The organism is Streptomyces sp. NPDC093089 (assembly GCF_044754405.1).
Classification (GTDB): Bacteria; Actinomycetota; Actinomycetes; order Streptomycetales; family Streptomycetaceae; genus Streptomyces.
Genome location: NZ_JBIVPA010000008.1, coordinates 284,083 through 299,632, shown reverse-complemented (window position 1 = coordinate 299,632; position 15,550 = coordinate 284,083). Strand labels below are relative to the sequence as shown.

At 74.3% G+C, this 15,550-nt stretch carries 11 protein-coding genes; 9 read left to right on the top strand and 2 right to left on the bottom strand.

Going from position 1 to position 15,550, the window contains the following annotated elements; genetic code table 11:
- The first annotated feature begins 54 nt into the window (after nucleotides 1-54).
- The 7 genes from ACIQFX_RS20805 to ACIQFX_RS20775 all read left to right on the top strand — a co-directional run bounded on the left by ACIQFX_RS20805 (nucleotide 55) and on the right by ACIQFX_RS20775 (nucleotide 9,774).
- Nucleotides 55-876 (top strand): oxygenase MpaB family protein, encoded by an 822-nt coding sequence (locus tag ACIQFX_RS20805; protein WP_402465270.1) that lies wholly within the window; start codon nucleotides 55-57, stop codon nucleotides 874-876.
- A gap of 93 nt (nucleotides 877-969) precedes the next feature.
- A complete protein-coding gene (locus tag ACIQFX_RS20800) occupies nucleotides 970-3,441 on the top strand; it encodes a tetratricopeptide repeat protein (RefSeq protein WP_402465266.1) in 2,472 nt (823 codons plus the stop codon).
- Nucleotides 3,442-3,948: 507 nt separating this feature from the next.
- The gene (locus ACIQFX_RS20795; RefSeq protein ID WP_402465263.1) at nucleotides 3,949-5,517 is read left to right on the top strand and encodes a phytoene desaturase family protein; all 1,569 of its coding nucleotides are present in this window, start codon (nucleotides 3,949-3,951) and stop codon (nucleotides 5,515-5,517) included.
- A 168-nt stretch (nucleotides 5,518-5,685) separates the two neighbouring features.
- Entirely contained in the window at nucleotides 5,686-6,720 is a 1,035-nt protein-coding gene (gene tdh, locus ACIQFX_RS20790; RefSeq protein ID WP_402465260.1) for an L-threonine 3-dehydrogenase, read from the top strand.
- 3 nt (nucleotides 6,721-6,723) lie between these two features.
- A complete protein-coding gene (locus ACIQFX_RS20785) occupies nucleotides 6,724-7,923 on the top strand; it encodes a glycine C-acetyltransferase (protein ID WP_402465257.1) in 1,200 nt (399 codons plus the stop codon).
- A 60-nt stretch (nucleotides 7,924-7,983) separates the two neighbouring features.
- Nucleotides 7,984-8,886 carry a LysR family transcriptional regulator gene (locus tag ACIQFX_RS20780; RefSeq protein ID WP_402465255.1) on the top strand — a complete coding sequence of 301 codons (903 nt, stop codon included), beginning with the start codon at nucleotides 7,984-7,986 and terminating at the stop codon, nucleotides 8,884-8,886.
- 447 nt (nucleotides 8,887-9,333) lie between these two features.
- Nucleotides 9,334-9,774 (top strand): subtilase-type protease inhibitor, encoded by a 441-nt coding sequence (locus ACIQFX_RS20775; RefSeq protein WP_386256681.1) that lies wholly within the window; start codon nucleotides 9,334-9,336, stop codon nucleotides 9,772-9,774.
- Between the two features lie 54 nt (nucleotides 9,775-9,828).
- Here ACIQFX_RS20775 and ACIQFX_RS20770 read toward each other — a convergent pair whose 3' ends face one another.
- On the bottom strand, nucleotides 9,829-10,857 hold the full coding sequence (locus tag ACIQFX_RS20770; RefSeq protein WP_402465251.1) for a LamG-like jellyroll fold domain-containing protein: 1,029 nt from the start codon (nucleotides 10,855-10,857) through the stop codon (nucleotides 9,829-9,831).
- 21 nt (nucleotides 10,858-10,878) lie between these two features.
- Nucleotides 10,879-12,738, bottom strand: coding sequence for a serine hydrolase (locus ACIQFX_RS20765; RefSeq protein ID WP_402465248.1), 1,860 nt, complete (start codon nucleotides 12,736-12,738; stop codon nucleotides 10,879-10,881).
- Between the two features lie 117 nt (nucleotides 12,739-12,855).
- Here ACIQFX_RS20765 and ACIQFX_RS20760 point away from each other — a divergent pair, with 117 nt between their 5' ends.
- The gene (locus ACIQFX_RS20760) at nucleotides 12,856-13,965 is read left to right on the top strand and encodes an NAD(P)H-dependent flavin oxidoreductase (RefSeq protein WP_376488197.1); all 1,110 of its coding nucleotides are present in this window, start codon (nucleotides 12,856-12,858) and stop codon (nucleotides 13,963-13,965) included.
- Nucleotides 13,962-15,512 carry an acyl-CoA synthetase gene (locus ACIQFX_RS20755; protein WP_402465244.1) on the top strand — a complete coding sequence of 517 codons (1,551 nt, stop codon included), beginning with the start codon at nucleotides 13,962-13,964 and terminating at the stop codon, nucleotides 15,510-15,512. Before ACIQFX_RS20760 ends, ACIQFX_RS20755 begins: the two co-directional genes overlap by 4 nt.
- Nucleotides 15,513-15,550: the final 38 nt, after the last annotated feature.

Sequence of the window (15,550 nt, the reverse complement as noted above, 5' to 3'; positions counted from 1 at the left end):
CGCCGGGGGCGCGACCGCTGCCCGGGCGGCGGGGCGCGGCGTAGCCTGAGCGGCATGAGGCAGGACGCCGATCCGGGGCTCTTCGGCCCCCGCTCCGTGACGTGGCAGGTGCACTCCGACCCGGTGATGTGGATCGCCGGGGTCCGGGCCCTGTGGCTCCAAGCCCTGCATCCCGTCGCCGTCCGCGGCGTCATGATCAACAGCAGTTTCCGCGAGGACCCCTGGGGGCGCCTCATGCGGACGGCGAACTTCGTCGGCACGCTGAGCTACGGCACCGCCGAGGCCGCCGAGGCGGCCGGCGCCCGGGTCCGCAAGATCCATCGCCTGCTCGGCGTGGACGACCCCGAACTCCTGCTCTGGGTGCACTGCGCCGAGACCGACTCGTACCTCTCGGTCGCCCGCCGCTCCGGCATCCCGCTCACCGACGCGCAGGCCGACCGGTACGTGGACGAGCACCGCACCTCGGCCCAGCTCGTCGGCCTCGACCCGGACGCCGTCCCCGCGTCCACCGCGGAGCTCGCGGACTACTTCGACGCAGTGCGCCCCCGGCTCGCCGCGGGACCGGACGCGCGGACCGTCGAGGACTTCCTCCGGCGCCCGCCCGTGAAACCGGCGCTCGTCCCGGCGCGCGAGGTGATCTGGAGGCGCGTCGCCACCCTCGCATACGACGCCCTGCCCCCCTACGCCCACGCGCTCTACGGCCACCCCGCCCCGCCGGCCGGGACCGTCACCCGCCGCCTGGTCACCACGGCCGGCGTCCTCCGCCGCATCCCCGCCCGGGTGCGCTGGCGGCTCCCTCCCCGGCACATCCTGCGGGCCGTCGAACGGCTCGGCCCCGAGACCCGGCCCGACCCGTTCGCGCGACGCGCGCCGTAGGCGTACCCCGCCCCGTATTCACTGTCCGACCCGGCGGCCATACTGGAGGAGCCGAGGAGGCAGTACGGAAATCGACGGGGGCGACGGCACACGATGGGGGACTCGAGACTGATCCAGGGCCGGTACCGCCTGCACGAGGTGATCGGTCGCGGAGGCATGGGCGAGGTCTGGCGCGCCACCGACGAGGCGCTCGGGCGCGGCGTCGCCGTGAAGTGCCTCAAGCCGCTCGGCCCGCAGCAGGACCCCCAGGTCCTCACCGTGGTGCGCGAGCGCTTCCGGCGCGAGGCCCGGGTGGCCGCGGCGCTCCAGCACCGGGGCATCACCGTCGTGCACGACTTCGGCGAGTACGACGGCGTCCTCTTCCTCGTGATGGAGCTCCTGGAGGGGCGCAACCTCAGCCAGCTCCTCACGGCCAACGCCCAGCGGCCGCTGCCCGTCCAGGACGTCGTCGAGATCGCCGACCAGGTCGCCGACGCCCTCGCGTACACCCACGGCCAGGGGATCGTGCACCGCGACCTGAAGCCCGCGAACATCATGCGGCTGCGCGACGGCACCGTGAAGATCTGCGACTTCGGGATCGCGCGCCTCGGTGCCGACATGGGCTTCACCTCGAAGCTCACCGGCACCGGCATCGCCATGGGCACCCCCCACTACATGTCCCCCGAGCAGATCGGCGGCACCGAGGTCGACCACCGCAGCGACCTCTACTCCCTCGGCTGCGTCCTGTACGAACTGGCCACCGGGACCCCGCCCTTCGACCTCGGCGACTCCTGGGCCATCCTCATCGGCCACCGGGACACCGTGCCGGAGCCCCCGCGCGCCCTCCGCGCCGAACTCCCGGACTTCTTCGACCAGATCGTCGTCCACCTCCTCGCCAAGGTCCCCGACGAGCGGCCCTCCCACGCCGGCGACCTGCGGCGCCGGATCGCCGTGGGCCGCGTGTCGTCGTCCGTCCTCCATCCGGGCTCCACGCCCCCTCCGCTCGGCCCCTGGCCCGGGGACACCGCCCCGTACCCCGTCCCCGGCCACCCGCCCGTCGGCCCGGGCGCGAGCCCCACCCCCACCCCTTCCGCGGCACCTCCCGGGCCCGTGCCCGCGTGGGCGCGGGCGATCGGCGACGGACACCGGCCCGCCGCCGAATCGGGCGCCGCCGCCCCGCCGCGCCCCGCCGCCCACGACTCCGCCGCGGCCGTGCTCACCACCGAGTGGACCACCGCCGGCCAGGCGCCCGCCGGACCGCCGCAGACCCCTGCCGGACCGTCGCACACGCCCGCCGGACCGCTGCACACGCCCGCCGTCCCCACCCACGCCCCGCCCGCTCCGACCCATGCGCCCGGCCGGTCTCCGCACGCCGCCACGTCCGCCCCGACGCCCGCGCCGGACCCGTCCCCGCACGCGGCCATGCTCCCGGCGGGGCCCGCGGCCCCCGCCGCGTCGGCCGAGCTGATCGCGGTGCTCGCCGGCCGTTACCGGGCCGGACTGGGCCTCGGGCGGCTCGGCCGGTGGGAAGAGGCCGAGTCCGTCCACCGGTCCGTCGCGGACGACCGCTCGCGGGCGCTCGGCGAGGACCACCCGGACACGCTGGCCAGCCACTACGAGGTCGCGTTCGCCCTCGCCCGGCTCGACCGCCCCGCCGAGGCGCTGCGGGCCTTCGGCCTGGTCGCGGAGGCGCGCGCCCGGGTCCTCGGAGAGGACCACCCCGACACGCTGGCGGCACGCCAGGAACGGGCGTACGCGCTCGGCAGGCTCGGCCGGCACCCCGAGGCGTACGAGCTGTACGCCGCAGTGCTCGCGGCCCGCGAGCGCACCGTGGGACCCGACCACCCCGACACGCTGCGCTGCCGGCACAACCTGGCGTTCACGCTCGGCCGCCTGGGCCGGCTCGAGGAGTCGTACCGGACGGCGCACGCGGTCGCGGAGGCCAGGGCCCGGCTGCTCGGCGAGGACCACCCCGACACCCTGGTGACCCGCCACGAGGTCGCCTACACCCTCGGGAAGATGGGGCGCGGGCAGGAGGCGCTCACCGAGTACCGCGCGCTCGCCGACGCCCGCGCCGCCGCCCTCGGCCCGGAGCATCCGGACACCCTCACCGCCCGCTACGAGACCGGGGTCTTCCTCGGCCGCCTCGGCCAGGCCGCGGACGCCCTGGAAGTCTGCCGCGACCTCGTGGCCGCCCGTACCCGCGCGCAGGGCGCCGACGCCCCCGAGACCCTGCGGGTACGCCACGCCCTCGCCGTCAACCTGGGCCGGCTCGGCCGCTGGGAGGAGGCGCTCGCCGAGTCCGGGACCGTCCACGCGGACCGGGCGAGGGTCCTCGGCGCGGAGCACCCGGACACCCTCCTCAGCCGCCGCGAGGCCGCCGTCGCCCTCGGCCGGCTGGGCCGCTGGGAGGAGGCCCTCGAAGCGCACCGCGCGATCGAGGACGCCCGCACCCGCCTCCTCGGCCCCGCCCACCCCGACACCCTCGCCGCCCTCGAAGCCGAGGCCCACTGCCTGGAGCGCCTCGGCCGCCACGCCGAAGCCGCCGACCTCCACCTGAGAGCGGCCACCCAGCCCCCGGCCTGACCGCCGACTTGGATGGATCGGTGCCGGTCGGCCGGACGGATCGGCGCTGCCGTCGGGACAGCCCGGCGCTGACATACGGACGGGCCCGCGCGCTGATGTCCGGACGGGACTTGCGCAGGCCGCCGGACCGATCTGCACCGACACCCGGACGGGCCCGCGCGCTGATGTCCGGACGGGACTTGCGCAGGCCGCCGGACCGATCTGCACCGACACCCGGACGGGCCTGCGCCGACACCCGGACGGACCAGCGCCGACGCCCGGGCGGACAGCGCTCACGTCCGGCCGGACCTGCGCGACCGACTCGCACCGGCCGCCGGCCGGACCTGCAGGGCCCGCACGGTCGGCGCGACCGGCCCGAGCCGGCCGCCGACCGCACCCGCGCGGACGGCCGCACCGCCCCTCACCGCCGCCCCACCAGCCGGACCCGCCCCGCCAGACCCCCGTCGCATCCCGGCCACGCTCACCACGCGCTCTTTCCCGGCGGTCGCTCCCGTGTGAGCATGAGCCATGACCGCCCTCGACGCGCTGCACGGCGCCCCGGCCGCACCCCGTTCGTACGACGCCGTCATCGTCGGGGCGGGCCACAACGGCCTCGTCGCCGCCGCGTACCTGGCTCGTGCCGGGCGGAGCGTCCTGGTCATGGAGCGGCTCGGTTCCACCGGTGGGGCCGCCGTGTCGACGCGGCCGTTCGCCGGAGTGGACGCCAGGCTGTCGCGGTACTCGTACCTGGTGTCGCTGCTGCCGGAGAAGATCGTGCGGGAGCTCGGGCTGCGGTTCGAGGTGCGGAAGAGGTCCGTCTCGTCGTACACGCCGAGGGGGGACGGGGGTCTCCTCGTCGGCGGGGGAGCCGACCGTACGCGCGCGTCGTTCGCGGCGCTGACGGGGTCCGACCGGGAGTACGAGGCATGGGAGGCCTTCTACGCCCGTACGGCCCGTGCCGCCCGCCGGATCTTCCCCACCCTCACTGAGCCCCTCCCGACCCGCGCGGCGCTGCGGACGCGGGTCGACGACGCCGAGACGTGGCGGATGCTCTTCGAGGAGCCGATCGGCGTGGCCGTGGAGCGGCACTTCGCCGACGACCTGGTGCGGGGAGTCGTCCTCACGGACGCCCTGATCGGCACGTTCGCCGATGCCCACGACCCCGGGCTGCTCCAGAACCGCTGCTTCCTCTACCACGTCATCGGGGGCGGCACGGGCGACTGGGACGTGCCCGTCGGCGGCATGGGCGCGCTCACGGACGCGCTCGCCGACGCGGCCCGCGCCGCCGGCGCGCGGATCGTCACCGGCCACGAGGCCACCCGGATCGAGACCGACGGGCGCCGCGCCGCGGTCACCTACCGCACCGCCGACGGCGAGGGCACGGTCGAGGCGGGCCACGTGCTGGTCAACGCGTCCCCCCGGGAACTGGCGGCGCTGCTCGGCGAGACGCCCCCGCCGGCGGCGGAAGGCGCCCAGCTCAAGGTGAACATGCTGCTGACCCGGCTGCCGAGGCTCCGCGACCGGTCCGTCGACCCGCGCGAGGCGTTCGCCGGGACGTTCCACATCGCCGAGGGGTATGAGCAGTTGGCCGCCGCCCACGCCGAGGCGGCCTCCGGGCACCTGCCCAGCGCCCCACCGTCCGAGATCTACTGCCACTCCCTCACGGACCCGACGATCCTCGGCCCCGACCTCGCGGCCCGGGGCCACCACACCCTGACGCTGTTCGGCCTGCACACGCCGGCCCGGCTCTTCGCCGCCGACAACGACGGCACGCGCGCCGCGCTCCTCAAGGCCACCCTCGACCAGCTCGACGCCCACCTCGACGAGCCGATCGCCGACTGCCTCGCCCTGGACGCGGACAGCCGGCCCTGCATCGAGGCGAAGACGCCTCTCGACCTGGAGCGCGAACTGCGCCTGCCCGGCGGCCACATCTTCCACCGCGACCTCTCGTTCCCGTACGGCGGGGAAGGCACCGGACGCTGGGGCGTCGAGACCGGCCACGCCAACCTGCTGCTCTGCGGGGCGGGGGCGATCCGGGGCGGCGGCGTCAGCGGCGTCCCCGGCCACAACGCGGCGATGGCGGTGCTCGGACGTTGACGCGTGGCGCCCTCCCACCGGCGGTGTGAAGCTGATCTGCGAGCGCGCTTAAGAAATCCTCGATGGACCGGGAGCGCGACGTACGGAAGATTCTCTTCCAGGGATCATGGGCGCTCAGTCGTGCCCGCACCCCCACATCACAGGACACGCACGTCGGGAGCCGTTGCATTGAAGGCGCTGGTCAAGCTGAACGCGGAGCCGGGACTCTGGCTCACGGACGTGCCCGAGCCGGAGACCGGCCCGGGGGACGTCCTCATCAAGGTCAAGCGGACCGGGATCTGCGGTACCGACCTGCACATCCGCTCCTGGGACGGCTGGGCGCAGAAGACGATCGCCACGCCGCTGACGATCGGCCACGAGTTCGTCGGCGAGGTCGTCTCCGTCGGCCGTGACGTCACCGACATCGCCGTCGGCGACCTGGTCAGCGGCGAGGGTCACCTCGTCTGCGGCAAGTGCCGCAACTGCCTGGCCGGCCGCCGCCACCTCTGCCGTGCCACGGTCGGTCTCGGCGTCGGCCGCGACGGCGCCTTCGCCGAGTACGTGGCCCTGCCCGCGTCCAACGTCTGGGTGCACCGCGTCCCCGTCGACCTCGACGTCGCCGCGATCTTCGACCCGTTCGGCAACGCCGTGCACACGGCGCTCTCCTTCCCGCTCGTCGGCGAGGACGTCCTCGTCACCGGCGCCGGCCCGATCGGCATCATGGCCGCCGCCGTCGCCAAGCACGCCGGCGCCCGCAACGTGGTGATCACCGACGTCAGCGAGGAGCGCCTCGCGCTGGCCCGCAAGACGGGCGTCTCGCTCGCCCTGAACGTGGCCGAGCAGACCATCGCCGACGGCCAGCGCATCCTCGGGCTCAAGGAGGGCTTCGACGTCGGCCTGGAGATGTCGGGCAACCCACACGCCATGCGCGACATGGTCGCCAACATGACCAACGGCGGGAAGATCGCCATGCTCGGCCTGCCGAGCGAGGACTTCGCCGTCGACTGGGCGAAGATCGTCACGTCCATGATCACGATCAAGGGCATCTACGGCCGGGAGATGTTCGAGACCTGGTACGCCATGTCGGTGCTCCTGGAGGCGGGTCTCGACCTTTCCCCGGTCATCACCGGCCGGTACGCGTACACCGACTTCGAGGCCGCCTTCGACGACGCGGCCTCCGGCAAGAGCGGCAAGATCATCCTCGACTGGACTACGGGAGCCTGACCCATGTTCGATTCCGTGCGCGACGACATCCGCACCACCCTCGAAGAGATCCGGCAGGCCGGGCTCCACAAGCCCGAGCGGGTCATCGGCACCCCGCAGTCGGCCACCGTCGCCGTCACCGCGGGCGGCCGCCCCGGCGAGGTGCTCAACTTCTGCGCCAACAACTACCTCGGTCTCGCCGACCACCCCGACGTCGTCGCGGCCGCCCACGAGGCGCTCGACCGCTGGGGCTACGGCATGGCGTCCGTCCGCTTCATCTGCGGCACGCAGGAGGTGCACAAGGAGCTGGAGGCGCGCCTCTCCTCCTTCCTCGGCCAGGAGGACACGATCCTCTACTCCTCCTGCTTCGACGCCAACGGCGGCGTCTTCGAGACCATCCTCGGCGCCGAGGACGCGGTCATCTCCGACGCCCTCAACCACGCCTCGATCATCGACGGCATCCGGCTCTCCAAGGCCCGCCGCTTCCGCTACGCCAACCGCGACATGGCCGACCTGGAGCAGCAGCTGAAGGAGGCCACCGAGGGCGGCGCCCGGCGCAAGCTCATCGTCACCGACGGCGTCTTCTCGATGGACGGCTACGTCGCCCCCCTCGCCGAGATCTGCGACCTGGCCGAGCGCTACGACGCCATGGTCATGGTCGACGACTCGCACGCCGTCGGCTTCGTCGGCCCCGGCGGCCGCGGCACCCCCGAGCTGCACGGCGTCATGGACCGCGTGGACATCATCACCGGCACCCTCGGCAAGGCCCTCGGCGGCGCCTCCGGCGGCTACGTCGCCGCCCGCGCCGAGATCGTCGCCCTGCTGCGCCAGCGCTCGCGCCCGTACCTCTTCTCGAACACCCTGGCCCCGGTCATCGCCGCCGCCTCCCTCAAGGTCCTCGACCTCCTGGAGTCCGCCGGCGACCTGCGCGAGCGCCTCAACGCCAACACGGCGCTGTTCCGCTCCCGCATGACCGAGGAGGGCTTCGACATCCTCCCCGGCGACCACGCCATCGCTCCCGTCATGATCGGCGACGCCGCCGTCGCCGGCCGCATGGCCGAGCTGCTCCTGGAGCGCGGGGTGTACGTGATCGGCTTCTCGTACCCCGTCGTGCCGCAGGGCCAGGCCCGCATCCGCGTCCAGCTCTCGGCCGCGCACTCCGCCGAGGACGTGAACCGGGCCGTCGACGCCTTCGTCGACGCGCGCGCCGCCCTCGACGCCTGACGGCGGAGGACGGGAGCCCCGACGGCCTGAGCAGGGCTCCCGTCCTGCGAGACTAGGAACATGATCGAAGCGCGGCGGTTGCACATCCTCCGAGCGGTGGCCGACCACCGCACGGTCACGGCGGCGGCCGCCGCGCTGTACCTCACCCCCTCGGCCGTCTCCCAGCAGCTCGCCGCCCTGGAGCAGGAGACCGGCCACCGCCTGGTGGACCGCAGCGCCCGCGGCGCCCGCCTCACCCCGGCCGGCGAGATCCTGCTGAACCACGCCAACGCCGTCCTGGCCCAGCTGGAGCGGGCCGAGTCGGAACTCGCCGCCTACGGCTCGGGCGAGGCGGGTACGGTCACCGTCGCCGCCTTCGCCACCGGCATCGGCCTCGTGGTGGCCCCCGCCATCAGGGCGCTCGCGGACTCCGCGCCCGGCATCCGGGTCCGGGTCCAGGACGCCGAGGGCGACGAGAGCCTCATGATGGTCCTCGACCGCCAGGTCGACGTGGCCGTCGCGGTCGAGTACCGGGGCGCTCCGGGCGAGGACGACGCCCGCCTCACCCGCGTCCCCCTCTACGCGGAGCCCTTCGACGCGGTCCTGCCGCCCGGGCACCCGCTGGCCGCCCACGAGCGGGTCGCGCTCGCCGACCTCGCCAAGGACACCTGGATCGGCCAGTCGGTCGGCAACCCCTGCCGCGACGTGACGGTCCTGGCCTGCGAGTACGCCGGGTTCGCCCCGCGCCTGGAGCACGCGTCCGACGACTTCCGCGCGGTCGTGGCCCTGGCGGCGGCCGCCGTCGGCGTGGCGCTGGTGCCGCGCTCCGCCCTGCGCGGCATGGAGCTCACCGGTGTGGAGGTCCGCCCGGTCGACGGCGTCGCACCGACCCGCCGCGTCTTCGCCGCCGTCCGGCGCGGCGCGGAGGAACACCCCTTGATCAGCCCGGTCCTCGCGGCCCTCGGCGACGCGGCCGGCTCCTAGCGAGCGTCCCCGGATCAGCGCCGGACAGGCCCGGCGCCGGACAGGCCTGGCGCCCGAAGGGGCCGGCGCCCGACGGGGCCGGCCGCCCCGGTGCCGTCGTCCCCGGCGCCGTCGTCCCCGGGGCAGGCGTCCCCGCCGTCGCCCACGGCAGACTTCCGGACGATCAAGCACCTGGGCAAGTGCTCCAACCTCGAACGTCTTTCGGATTCCCGCAGGTGAAGCGGTCGTGCAAGCTTGTACGGCCCGGCTGCCGGGCGGGTCGGCCCGCCGTCGGGTCTCGGTCCGTACCCCTCCTCAGCTCCCCGAACGACCAGTCGGTAGGTACGGATGCGTGTGCGCGGCCGGAAAAGGGCGACGGATGTGCGATCACGCTGCGCGTCGACAAGACTCCACTCCGCAGCCGATCGGCTCGCACCCCCGTTCATCCCCTCGCGAAGGGACACCCCCGTGCGTTACTTCCGTACCCTCGGCGCCACCGTGCTCGCCACCGCCACCGGCCTCGCCCTCATCGGCACCGCCTGCACCGGTGCGGCCGTGGCCTCACCCGCATCCCTCTACGCGCCGTCGGCACTCGTCCTCGCCGTCGGCGAGGGGGACAGCCCCGAGACGGCCACGATCGTCCGCGCCGTCACCCTGAGCTGCGCCCCCGTCCCCGGCGGAACCCACCCCAGCCCCGAGTCCGCGTGCGCCGAACTGGCCGCGACCGGAGGCGACCTGGGCGCCCTGACGGTCTTAGCGGGCGGCCGCCCCTGTACGCGCGAGTGGGCCCCGGTCACGGTCACCGGCGACGGCGTCTGGCAGGGCCGGCGGGTCTCCTGGTCGGAGACCTACGGCAACGCCTGCGAGCTGCGCGCCCGCACGGCCGCGGTGGCGGCCCTCAGCTTCTGACGGGTGCGCTGCCGGCCGTGCCGTCCCTGATGGCGCGGCTCCCGGACGGAACGGCTACCGGATGGCGGAGAAGCCGAGGCGGAGCCGCTCGTCCGCCTCGGCCGCATCCAGGGAGCCGTCCTTGACCCGTCCCGCCTCCAGCGGGTCCAGGGCGCGGCCGTAGAGCCGCACGTCGTCGAGGGTGCCGTGGAAGAGCTGCCCGACCCCGACCGGCTGGTTCGGGAAGTCGGGCCGCGCCCCGATGTGGACGTTGAACTGGCCGTTCGGCGTGACGACCGTGTCGGTGGCCTTCGCGCCGGCGGGCATGACCGCCGTGGCCGGGGTGCCGCCGTCCATCGCCAGGCTGAGGGTGGGTCCCTTGCGCGTGAACACGACGTGGTGCCAGGCGTCGTCGTCGTACACGGCGGGCAGCGTCACCTCGGTGGAGCCGATGTCGGTGCCGACGGTGGCGCGGAGCACGCCCGCCTCGGGTTCGGCGCGGACCGAGAAGTGGCGGCCCTTCTTCGGGGGCTCGGAGCCCGGCATCCCGTACGCCCAGACGATCGGCAGGGTGCCGGTGGCGGCCTTGGGCAGGAACCAGGCCGTGACCGTGAAGTCCCCTGCCTTGTCGGGGCTGTCGACCCGCAGGGTCGGCGAGCAGGCGAGGCGCAGGTGATCGTCCTGGCCGTCGAACTCCCTCGCCTTGCCGGACAGGCGCGTCCCGAGCTGGGCGCCGCCGTCGGTGCTGGTGGCCGCCGGCCGGTGCTCGTCGGTGGTGCAGCGGGTGATCTCGGAATTGCGGGCGTTGACGTGGAGGCCGCCGTCGACGGTCTCGGCGACCGTCAGCTCGGCCGGGTAGGAACCGGTGTCGGGCGTCTCGGAGACGGCGCCCATCCGCCAGGTGAGACCGCCGTCGTCGCTGTAGTAGAGCTGGCCGCCGGCCTTGCCCCCGCCGCGGTGGTCGCCGGGCACCACCAGTCGGCCGTGGTGGCCGGCGCGGCTGAGCTGGATGCCGTGCCCGGGACCGGTCGAGACCCAGAACCAGGCGGGGTCGTCGAGTTGGGGCTGCGGCACGCTCGCCGGCCAGGTCAGGCCGCCGTCCATGCTGTGGACGGCGTGCCCGGCTCAGTCCGCCGAGCGTTCCCACCCCCTGGCCTCGATCCGCGCCCCGTCGGCGGGCCGCGTCTCGTCGAACAGCGGTCGCCCCAGCGGGTCGATGAGCCGCAGCCCGTCCACGTACACGCCGCGCCCGACGTACCGCCGGTCCGTGGTGTACCGCCAGCGCAGCGGCCCGGGCGCTTCGGGCAGGGGCGCGGACACGGTGTGCCAGCGGCGTCCGGACCAGCCGTCGACCGAGCCCGTCGGGTGCGGGAGGCGGCCGTCGGTGGTGAAGGGCACGGGCTGCCAGGTGGTGCCGCCGTCGGCAGAGGCCTCCAGGACGACGGGGTCGGTGCCGGGCTCGGTGTCCCACCACAGCGCGCACTCCAGGCGCGTGGCTCCGGCGATGTGAGGGAGCGTCAGGGTTGCGGTCGTGGCGCTCGTCATGCCGGCGAACCACGGGGGTCGTCCCTGGCCGGGCGGATCCGAGGGCTCGGCGGAGGTACGGCCCCGCGCGGGGCGCACCGGGACCGCGCGCGCCAGGGCGTCCGCCGTCGCGACGCGGGGTGCGGAGCCGGAGCGCCACGAGCGCACCGGGTGGACGGAGTTGCCGAGCACGATCAGGAAGGCGTCGGTCGTCGGGTCGAGGACGAGGCTGGTGCCGGTGAAGCCGGTGTGTCCGGCCGTGTGCGGGGTGGCCATCGCCCCCATGTACCAGTGCTGGTGGAGTTCGAAGCCGAGGCCGTGCGCGTCGCCGGGGAAGGCGGTGTTGAAGTCGGTGAACATCAGCTCGACGGAGGCGGGGGAGAGGATGCGTGCCGTGCCGTAGGCCCCGCCGTTGAGGAGGGTGCGGGCGAGGACGGCGAGGTCCCAGGCGCGGGAGAAGATCCCGGCGTGGCCCGCGACCCCGCCGAGGCTGTGGGCGTTCTCGTCGTGGACCTCGCCGTGGACCATGCCCCGGTCGAGCCCGGACCAGGGTGGGCGGGCGTCCTCGGTGGCGGCGATGCCGGGCCGCCACGAGAGCGGCGGATTGAAGCGAGTGCGGTGCATCCCGAGTGGAGCGGTGATCTCGTCGTGGAGCAGGGTGTCCAGACCGCGAGCGGTGATCCGCTCCAGGATCAGCTGGAGCGAGATCAGGTTCAGATCGGAGTAGAGATACGTGGAGCCCGGCGGGTTCGCCGGCTTCTCGCCCCACAGCAGCCGCAGCTTCCCTTCCCGCGTCGGCTCCCGGTGGAGCGGGATCCACGACCGGAACCCCGAGGTGTGCGTCAGCAGCTGACGGACCGTGACGTCCTGCTTCCCGCCGCCCCCGAACTCCGGCAGGTACGCGGTGACCTTCGCCTCCAGCTCCAGTGCGCCCCGCTCGATCTGCTGCACCGCGAGGATCGAGGTGAACAGCTTGGAGACCGACGCCAGGTCGAAGACGGTGTCCTCGGTCATGGGGACCTGCTGATCGGGTGGCAGTTCGACGCCGGTGTCCGTCTGCTCGTCGTACGCCGCGTACCGCACGGCCGAACCGATCGCCCGGTGCAGGGCGACGGTCCCGCCGCGCCCGGCGAGCAGCACCGCGCCCGCGTACCAGGGATGGACGGGGGAGGGGCCGAGGAAGGTCTCGGCCTCCGTCACCAGCCGGTCCAGGTGCGGGGCGAGCAGTCCCGCCCGTTCGGCCGAACCGCGCCGCAGCGTGGTCCGCCGTGCCGCCGTGAAGCGGCCGGTCCCGCCTCCCGTGCCGTCACCGCCGCCGTCGGCCGGGGCGCCCGTCCCCCGCCCCGGGGACGCTGCCGCGCCCGGCACCGCACCGATCATCACCGCACCTCCGAGGACCAGCAGGCCGCCGCCGAACGCGCGCCGACTCGGCCCCCTGCCCTTCGCCCCGTCGTTCGTCATGTCCACCCTCTCCCACGGAGGGCCGCGGCGAAACTCCGGCGTGCCGCCCGCAAAGAATCTGACGACGCATCAGAAAAGGTCTTCCCTCCGCCGGACGGCTGCGGCATCCTGCCGCCCATGGAGACGGAGCTGAGTCGCACCCTGGGGATCGAGCACGCCATCTTCGGCTTCACGCCCTTCCCCGCGGTGGCCGCCGCACTCACCAGAGCCGGCGGGTTCGGCGTCCTGGGCGCGGTGCGCTACACCGCACCCGACGACCTCGCACGCGACCTCGACTGGATGCAGGCGCACACCGACGGCCTGCCGTACGGCCTCGACGTCGTGATGCCGGCGAAGAAGGTCGAAGGCGTCACGGAGGCCGAGGTCGAGGCCATGATCCCGGAGGAGCACCGGGCGTTCGTGCGCGCCACCCTCGCCAAGCACGGCGTCCCCGAACTCGCCGAGGGCGAGGCCTCCGGCTGGCGGATCACCGGCTGGATGGAGCAGGTCGCCCGCAACCAGCTGGACGTGGCCTTCGACTACCCCATCAAACTGCTCGCCAACGCCCTCGGCTCACCGCCGCCCGACGTCGTCGCCCGCGCCCACGACCACGGCGTGCTCGTCGCCGCGCTGGCCGGCAGCGCCCGCCACGCCCGCCACCACGCCGAGGCCGGCATCGACGTCGTCGTCGCCCAGGGGTACGAGGCGGGCGGACACACCGGCGAGATCGCGTCCATGGTCCTCACTCCCGAGGTCGTCGACGCCGTCTCCCCCCTGCCGGTGCTCGCCGCCGGCGGCATCGGCAGCGGCGAGCAGATCGCCGCCGGACTCGCCCTCGGCGCGCAGGGCGTCTGGCTCGGCTCGATCTGGCTCACCACCACCGAGGCCGAACTGCACTCCCGCGCCCTCACCGACAAGCTCCTCGCCGCCGGTTCCGGCGACACGGTCCGCTCCCGCGCCCTGACCGGCAAGCCCGCCCGCCAGCTCCGTACCGAATGGACCGACGCCTGGGACGACCCCGCGGGCCCCGGCACGCTCCCCATGCCGCTCCAGGGACTCCTGGTCGCCGAGGCCGTCTCCCGCATCCAGCGGTACGAGGTCGAACCGCTCCTCGGCACGCCCGTCGGGCAGATCGTCGGCCGGATGAACTCCGAGCGCAGCGTCCAGCAGGTCGTCGACGACCTCACCCGCGGCTTCGAGAAGGCCGTCGACCGCATCAACCGCATCGCCGGACGGAGCACCCAGTGAGCAACGGTCCCACCGGATTCTGGTCCCAGGCCGCCGCCGACCCCGGCCGTACGGTCCTCGTCGCGCCCGACGGCGAGGAGTGGAGCGCCGGGCGGCTGCACGCCGAGGCCAATCGCCTCGTCCACGGGCTGCGCGCCGCCGGCCTGGAGCGCGGCGACGCCTTCGCCGTCGCCCTGCCGAACGGCCCCGAGTTCTTCACGGCCCATCTGGCCGCCACCCAGGCCGGCTTCTACCTCGTCCCGGTCAACCACCACTTCGTCGGCCCCGAGATCGCCTGGATCGTCGCCGACTCCGGCGCCAAGGTGCTCCTCGCCCACGAGCGGTTCGCCGAGGCGGTCACCCAGGCCGCCGACGAGGCCGGCCTCGCCCCCACGCACCGGTACGCGGTGGGCGCGGTCCCCGGCTTCCGCCCGTACGCCGAACTCCTCGACGGCCGGGACGACTCGGCCCCCGCCGACCGCACCCTCGGCTGGGTCATGAACTACACCTCCGGCACCACCGGGCGCCCCCGCGGCATCCGCCGCCCCCTCCCCGGGAAGCTCCCCGAGGAGACCCACCTCGGCGGATTCCTCGGCATCTTCGGCATACGGCCGGCCGACGGCAACGTCCATCTCGTCTGCTCGCCGCTCTACCACACCGCCGTGCTCCAGTTCGCCGCGGCCGCCCTCCACATCGGCCACCCGCTCGTCCTCATGGACCGCTGGACGCCGGAGGAGATGCTCCGCCTGATCGACCGGTACGCGTGCACCCACACGCACATGGTCCCCACGCAGTTCCACCGCCTGCTCGCCCTCCCCGAGGACGTCCGGGGGCGGTACGACGTGTCCTCGATGCGGCACGCCATCCACGGCGCCGCGCCCTGCCCCGAGCACGTCAAGCGGGCGATGATCGACTGGTGGGGCCGGTGCGTCGAGGAGTACTACGCGGCCAGCGAGGGCGGCGGCGCGTTCGCCACCGCCGAGGAGTGGCTGAAGAAGCCCGGCACGGTCGGCAGGGCGTGGCCCATCAGCGAACTCGCCGTCCTCGACGACGACGGGAAGCGGCTGCCGCCCGGCGAACTCGGCACCGTCTACCTGAAGATGAACACCGGCGGCTTCCAGTACCACAAGGACGAGGCGAAGACCGCGAAGAACCGCATCGGCGACTTCTTCACCGTCGGCGACCTGGGCGTCCTGGACGAGGACGGCTACCTCTTCCTCCGCGACCGCAAGATCGACATGATCATCTCCGGCGGCGTCAACATCTACCCGGCCGAGATCGAGGCCGCGCTCCTCGCCCACCCCGCCGTCGCGGACGCCGCCGCCTTCGGCATCCCCCACGCCGACTGGGGCGAGGAGGTCAAGGCCGTCGTCGAGGTCGCCGAGGGCCACGAGCCCGGCCCCGCCCTCGCCGCCGCCGTCCTGGCCCACTGCGCGGACCGCCTCGCCGGCTTCAAGTGCCCCAAGTCCGTCGACTTCGTCGCCGCCATGCCCCGCGACCCCAACGGCAAGCTCTACAAGCGCCGCCTCCGCGACCCCTACTGGGAAGGCCGGCAGCGTCCGGTGTGACGGGCGGGCGGCGCTCGGGACGCCGCGCGAAATTCCGC

Excerpts from the sequence above, each read along its gene's own strand:
- ACIQFX_RS20805 (WP_402465270.1), top strand. The coding sequence starts at position 55 with ATGAGGCAGGACGCCGATCCGGGGCTCTTCGGCCCCCGCTCCGTGACG.
- ACIQFX_RS20800 (WP_402465266.1), top strand. The coding sequence starts at position 970 with ATGGGGGACTCGAGACTGATCCAGGGCCGGTACCGCCTGCACGAGGTG.
- ACIQFX_RS20795 (WP_402465263.1), top strand. The coding sequence starts at position 3,949 with ATGACCGCCCTCGACGCGCTGCACGGCGCCCCGGCCGCACCCCGTTCG.
- ACIQFX_RS20785 (WP_402465257.1), top strand. The coding sequence starts at position 6,724 with ATGTTCGATTCCGTGCGCGACGACATCCGCACCACCCTCGAAGAGATC.
- ACIQFX_RS20780 (WP_402465255.1), top strand. The coding sequence starts at position 7,984 with ATGATCGAAGCGCGGCGGTTGCACATCCTCCGAGCGGTGGCCGACCAC.
- ACIQFX_RS20770 (WP_402465251.1), bottom strand. The coding sequence starts at position 10,857 with ATGGACGGCGGCCTGACCTGGCCGGCGAGCGTGCCGCAGCCCCAACTC.
- ACIQFX_RS20765 (WP_402465248.1), bottom strand. The coding sequence starts at position 12,738 with ATGACGAACGACGGGGCGAAGGGCAGGGGGCCGAGTCGGCGCGCGTTC.
- ACIQFX_RS20760 (WP_376488197.1), top strand. The coding sequence starts at position 12,856 with ATGGAGACGGAGCTGAGTCGCACCCTGGGGATCGAGCACGCCATCTTC.